The 5,755-nt window shown below is 58.7% G+C and carries 5 protein-coding genes; 2 read left to right on the top strand and 3 right to left on the bottom strand.

Translation table 11 applies throughout. The features are described 5' to 3' along the window. Positions 1 to 731: 731 nt before the first annotated feature. Complete coding sequence (locus VGG64_07050; protein HEY1599342.1) at positions 732 to 1,073, bottom strand: hypothetical protein; 342 nt, start codon at positions 1,071 to 1,073, stop codon at positions 732 to 734. 192 nt (positions 1,074 to 1,265) lie between these two features. On the opposite strand from VGG64_07050, the gene VGG64_07045 reads away from it, so the two are divergent. Further along, positions 1,266 to 2,588: a hypothetical protein gene (locus tag VGG64_07045; GenBank protein ID HEY1599341.1), complete on the top strand. Its 1,323-nt coding sequence runs from the start codon at positions 1,266 to 1,268 to the stop codon at positions 2,586 to 2,588. A 41-nt stretch (positions 2,589 to 2,629) separates the two neighbouring features. Beyond that, entirely contained in the window at positions 2,630 to 3,532 is a 903-nt protein-coding gene (locus VGG64_07040) for a DNA adenine methylase (GenBank protein HEY1599340.1), read from the top strand. Positions 3,533 to 3,749: 217 nt separating this feature from the next. Here VGG64_07040 and VGG64_07035 read toward each other — a convergent pair whose 3' ends face one another. Together VGG64_07035 and VGG64_07030 are read right to left on the bottom strand one after the other, a co-directional pair. Next, positions 3,750 to 4,397 (bottom strand): hypothetical protein, encoded by a 648-nt coding sequence (locus VGG64_07035; GenBank protein HEY1599339.1) that lies wholly within the window; start codon positions 4,395 to 4,397, stop codon positions 3,750 to 3,752. Positions 4,398 to 4,536: 139 nt separating this feature from the next. Next, a partial coding sequence (locus VGG64_07030; GenBank protein ID HEY1599338.1) for a glycoside hydrolase family 5 protein occupies positions 4,537 to 5,755 on the bottom strand: 1,219 nt, incomplete at its 5' end.

Here is a 5,755-nt window from a genome sequence, read left to right as displayed (position 1 = left end):
ATAACAGCCCAGGTCCGAAAATCCCGAGTCGTCGGCCAGAATCACCACGACATTCGGCTGCTTGGCGGCATAAGCCTGACCGCAAAGCAAGGCACAGCAACTCAACACCAGGGCAGCGAGGCGCATCAGCGGCAATCCTACGAATTTGGCGGGATAACGAGGCAGGCGAAAACAAAGGCTCGGCAGTCGGCGGCGCTCAATGCCGCGACCGAGCATTTAGTATCGGTGCGGTTGCGCCGCAGGTCAATCAACTGCCGCATGAGGAAGGGTCTTAAGATCGAATGGCACTAACTTAAGAAAGGGTGGGCGCCGGTAGTGGGTCAGTTTGAAATGGGCCTTTTCTTCCGCCGACGCACCTTTCGCCAGCCCGTTGACTCAAATATGCCCCAGGTGTGGTGCTCCCAGCGGCCCCGACGCCAGATCCTTGCCTTGATCCACGGACCGCCGTGTTCGATTTGGGATACTCTCGAAGAGTAGCCGCGTCGAATCATCTCCCTCATGAATGCCACGCTTTCCCGGGGTACGCCGATACCAGGACGGGCCCAATCTTCGGGAAGGCTGATGAACCTTACCTTGTCGCCAATTTTAAGCTTGCTCGGATCAGGCACGATTGTCAGCTCGCTCGCTTCTAGTATGGCGCGTTTTTTTTGCTGGGCGTGCCATGACCTCATCCTACCCGCTGGCGCATGAAAAAACCTGGCTGGACCGCGAGCCGGAAGTGTCCCAGCAAGTTATTGCTGGACCGCGCGCCGCCTCTTCATCGGGGCAAAGTTGAACACCAGGGATTCAGGGAACAGATGCTTGAGCCGCTCAACTTGCTCGGGCGACGCATGGAGCGTCTCGATGCGATCTCTGCCTGTTTCACCGAAGAGCCAAAGCCAGCCGGGGGCGGTGATGTCCTGCGAGCCAAGCATCATGCAGCCGCCATCTGGAAACATCGGAGTTTCCGACAAGGCCTGCTTGCGGTCCCTGATCCACTCCAGCGAGTAGCCGGTCCAGGCCAGCGCCGGGGCCGCAACCGCGATCAGCACGAACAGCGTTCCCAGCCCGAACCGGAACCGGCGCTTTGGCATCGTCTCCATCCCGGGTGGCGTTTCCTTTTGGTCGGGCGCCTAAACCCGGGAAAGCCCGGGAAATAGTTCGCAAGCGCGACCTGCAGCGCCGTTTTGACATAAACCACGCGCAAATACATCGCTAACTATAGGCCCTAATGATACCATAACCCCCAGCTTGACTATCCATCCGGGATTCTATGGGGGACCAAGATGGCCGAATACCTCGGAATAGCGCCGTCGAACCTGCTTGTTGATTCCGAAAACCCGCGCCTTTCGCAGCCCAATGAGGGGCAGCGGGAAACTATGCGTGCGTTGGCCAAGGCGATGCCAGGCAAGATTGTAGCACTCGCCAAGGATATCGTCGCCGAAGGCCTTAGTCTTTCCGAATTGCCAATCGTGATGCCGGCAGACGACGAGAAGAACCGCTTTATAGTGCTGGAAGGAAATCGTCGACTGGTTGCACTCAAAGCCCTGGAAAACCCTGATACGTTTATTGGCTCGCTGGACGCCGGGGCCCTAGCGTCAATGCGATCGCTTTCAAAAACATATCGCGAATCCCCAATTGATTTGGTGCAGTGCGTTGCAGTCAAAAACCGTGCCGAAGCCGAGCATTGGATAATGCTCCGCCACACCGGAGAAAACGAGGGGGCCGGAGTCGTTCGATGGGGAGGCGACGAAGCAAACCGCTTTCGCGCGCGCCGCGGGCCGAAGGATCTTAGCACACAGGCACTCGACTATTTGGAGGCGCAGGGCGTTCTCACGCCAGACGAGCGCGCCGAGGTGCCGGCTTCCACCCTAAGGCGAGTTCTTGGAACGCCAGAGGTTCGCGCTAAGCTCGGCCTTGGCCTCCAAGGAGGCGAACTTCAGGTTCTCGCGAACGACAAAAAAGTCGCGAAGGCACTAAAGTACGTTGCCAGCGATCTCGCATCTGGAAAGACGACTGTCAGCGACCTATACAAGAAAGCACAGCGAAAGGGCTACGCAGATAAGCTGCCAGCATCGGTTGTAGTTGCGGCAACGAAAGGCGAAAGCCGCGGCATCCAGGAAAGCAACGAGAAGGGCGCAGTAAAAACCAAAAGCACAAAGAAGGTTCGGCGGTCGAAGGCACGAGACCATCTAATCCCAAGCGACTGCATTCTTAGAATACGTCACGCCAGGATTCGAGCGATCGAAGGCGAACTGCGGACGCTCAGCCTTGAGAGCCACACAAACGCCGTTGCCGTATTGCTGCGAGTCTTTATCGAGCTAAGCGCCGATGAATACATCTCTTCGCATTCCCTGGCAGCAACCGCCCACGACAAGCTCAGGAATAAGCTGGAGCATGTTCTAAACGACCTTCTGACTCGAAAGAAGCTGACGGCCCAGCAAGCAAAGCCAGTGCGAAAGGCAATGGCTAGAGATTCCTACCTTCTTCCGTCGATTGACTTAATGCACGACTATATCCACAACCAGAACGCATTTCCCGCGCCAGGCGACTTACGCGCTCATTGGAGCAGCTTGCAGCCGTTCGTAATGGCCACGTGGTCGCCGTAAACTGCTTCCTATGGCCATGAGCGCCGGCACTCGCTAGCATAATGGCTATGCTGCACTACACGCCGTTGCGATATCCAGGCGGAAAGCGGCGCCTTGCTGGCGTCGTTGTGCGCCTTCTTGAGCTCAACGGACTGCAAGACACTCAGTATGTCGAGCCGTATGCCGGGGGCGCGGCGGTCGCAATCGGGCTGCTTTTCGAGGAGTATGCTTCGGTCGTTCACCTGAACGACTTGAGTCGGCCAGTGTTTGCGTTCTGGCACACGGTTCTCAATAAGACTGAATGGCTCTGCAACAGGATTAGAACTGCCAAGATCACAATGCCTGCTTGGCGCCGCCACCGCGAGGTTTATAGGCGGCGCGAATCGGCAGAGTTGCACGAACTCGGGTTCTCCGCGCTCTTTCTCAACCGTACAAATCGCTCAGGGATTATTCGCGGCGGAGTGATTGGAGGAAAGGATCAAGCCGGGGACTGGACGCTAGGGGTTCGATTCAACAGAAGTGAGCTTATCGAGCGAATTAAAAAAATAGGCAGGTACAAAGAGCGAATCAATCTCTACCAGATGGATGCCCTGGAATTCACCAACAAGGTCATCCCTGGTATTGGCGGCAATTCATTTATCTTTTTCGATCCGCCATATATTGAGCGAAGTCAATTGCTGTACATGAATGACTACAGCATCCAAGACCACCACGATTTACAGGCGCGAATTCTGCGGATGAAGCAGCCGTGGATTGTCACCTATGACTATGCTGCGATCACCCAAAAGCTCTACCCCTTATGTCGCAGAATCGTGTACGGGCTTCACTATACCGCGCACGAGAAGTACGAGGGGCAAGAGGTAATGTATTTTTCGGACAGGCTTATACTGCCGAAAACTAGCGAGCTACTCGCGCCCAGAATGAAGCTTGTGCCATACCGATCGCGTCTAAAAGCGCGAACCTAACAATGGCTATCAATGTACGGCCGATTATGAACCACTAAGCCACGTCAGAGATTCCGCAGCCCGCTATCGACTCTTGGAGGGCGGCCCGCGTCTTGGCGGCGCAAAAGTGCCACCGCCGGCTGGCCTCGCGAGCCGCTTCCTTAAGTTAGTGCCATTCGATCTTACGACACTACCCCGCTGTTGGTAGTGCGTGCGTCGTTGTGTTGCCGCCAAAAAGCTAGGGAGCGGCACTGCCAGCGGGCGGATGGTCGGCGAGCAATGTCGCGAGCCGTCGTCGAAGCAAATTCCATCGCTCGGTTGTCGGCGCGGGGTTCGGGCCATCGTCCTGAACGCTGAGCCTGCTTGGGACGTGGGTGAGTTGCAAGGAACTACCGCCGCCCTCGAATTGCCGTGATAGTGCGCAAAGGGCGTTCTCGTCCATGCGGGCCGGGGCAGCATCGCGAATGATGGCTGACAGGATGCGTTGCTGGTCTGCCGGTGCCACGGGAGGCTGCGGGCCAGTGCGTTGCACATAGGCATCGCTCAACCATTCGACGTAGGTCAATGGTCCGGTGAAGACAATGATTTCCGCCTCTGGAAAGAGTCGCTTCGCTTCGGCTACCTGCTCGTCGGTCCCGTTCCGGATGTAGGCATGGGCAATACCGAATTCATGAAAAAGCATCCTGAGTTGCCAGGGCGCATCCGCGCCGTCGTGCATAGGGTCTGCACGGACCCATTTCCCCTGGCCCTCGGCTGCGGCTGCGCGCTCCTCAAACCACAATCGCATCCTGGTGTACCATGCCATCGGCAACGACAGCAGTACCAGCGCCACGAACAGAGTCCGCAGACTGAACCGGAACCAGCGGCGGCAGGGTTTCTCGGACATACCGGCAGTATAGCGACGGCGGTGGGGGCAGTGTCCCCGCAATAGAAGTTGATCGTGGCGTCGCTGGGGGGCGCAGCCAGTTTGCGACGAGCGGGCTGGCCGGCTACGTTCTTTGCTAAGTGGCTGCTGGAGAATCTTGTCAGTGCGGCAACAGGGCGGCTTTCAGCGGCTCGATCCAGGCTTGTTGCCGAGGGTCGTAGGCGCCGAAGCCGGCGCAGAACTCCCAATAGCCAAAGCCCATCTTGCGTGCCACGGCTTGCTCGGCCACGTAGCGGGTCCAGCGGGCTCGCGATTCCAGATCGGCTCGCTCGAAGGCGCCGAACTCGCCTAAATATAGCGGACGGCGATGCTCGACCGCCCAGGTGATGGCCGTGTCGAAATCGCGCTGCACGGCACGCTGCTCGGCCGGCGTGCCGAGCCATTTCGTGCCGAGCCACTCGCGAGACTCGCGGCCGATCCAATCGGCGCCCTGATGCGTGAAGTGAAACGGCTCGTAATAGTGGATCGTGACAATCAAATGCCGGTCCTGTTCGGGCAATTCCAACCCGGGCAGCTCGTGAATGCTGTTCCAGCCGATCGGCCCCACCACGATCTGACGATCGGGGTTCGAAGGCCGGATTTCGGCCAGCGTGTCGGCCACCAGCGCGTTCCAGAATTCGGCCGTGATCTTTTTCATCGGCTCGTTCAGCAGCTCGAAGGCGACCTCGCCCGGGTAGTCGCGATAATGCTCGGCGAGCTGCCGCCAAAGGCCCAGGAACCGCGCACGATGGTCCGCGGGCTGCTCCATCAGCTCGTCGTAATAATGCATGTCCAGCACGACCTGCAACTGCTGATCGAGCGCCTGCCGCACGGCCGCGTCGACACGGCTGAAGAACGCCGCGTCGATTGTGTACGGCGCGGCGTCGTCGGCATGCGCCGGCCAGCGGACCGGCAGCCGCACCGAGTCGAAGCCGGCCTTCTTGATGATCCCGAAATACTCGGGCTTGAGAATCACGCCCCAAGCGCCTTCGCGCGGCGCATCGAGCATGTTGCCCAGGTCAATGCCGCGGCCAAACGGCGGCCGCAACTGCTCGTAGAACGGATCGGCGAACACTTGCCGCATGGCGCTGCGATCGAAAGGCAGGGCTCGGATGTTCTCGACCAGGAACCGGTGTCCCCGGCCCGGCTGGTCGAGCAGCACTTTCAACGAGACAATATTCTTCTGGTCGAGCGGATGGGTCGAATCGCCGTGCCAGGTGCCAAAGGGCACGACCAGCATCGCATGCTGCTGGGGCGCCACGGTGACCGAGGCGGCGTTGCAGTGCTGGCGGCCGTCGCTGCCAGGATTGTCGATATTCAGCAGCACCCGAACCGGTACG

The sequence above is a fragment of the Pirellulales bacterium genome (assembly GCA_036490175.1).
Lineage (GTDB): Bacteria > Planctomycetota > Planctomycetia > Pirellulales > JACPPG01 > JACPPG01.
Note: the sequence above shows the minus strand (reverse complement) of the source record. Positions and strands in the feature narration are given on the sequence as shown.

Excerpts from the sequence above, each read along its gene's own strand:
- VGG64_07050 (HEY1599342.1), bottom strand. The coding sequence starts at position 1,073 with ATGCCAAAGCGCCGGTTCCGGTTCGGGCTGGGAACGCTGTTCGTGCTG.
- VGG64_07035 (HEY1599339.1), bottom strand. The coding sequence starts at position 4,397 with ATGTCCGAGAAACCCTGCCGCCGCTGGTTCCGGTTCAGTCTGCGGACT.
- VGG64_07045 (HEY1599341.1), top strand. The coding sequence starts at position 1,266 with ATGGCCGAATACCTCGGAATAGCGCCGTCGAACCTGCTTGTTGATTCC.
- VGG64_07040 (HEY1599340.1), top strand. The coding sequence starts at position 2,630 with ATGGCTATGCTGCACTACACGCCGTTGCGATATCCAGGCGGAAAGCGG.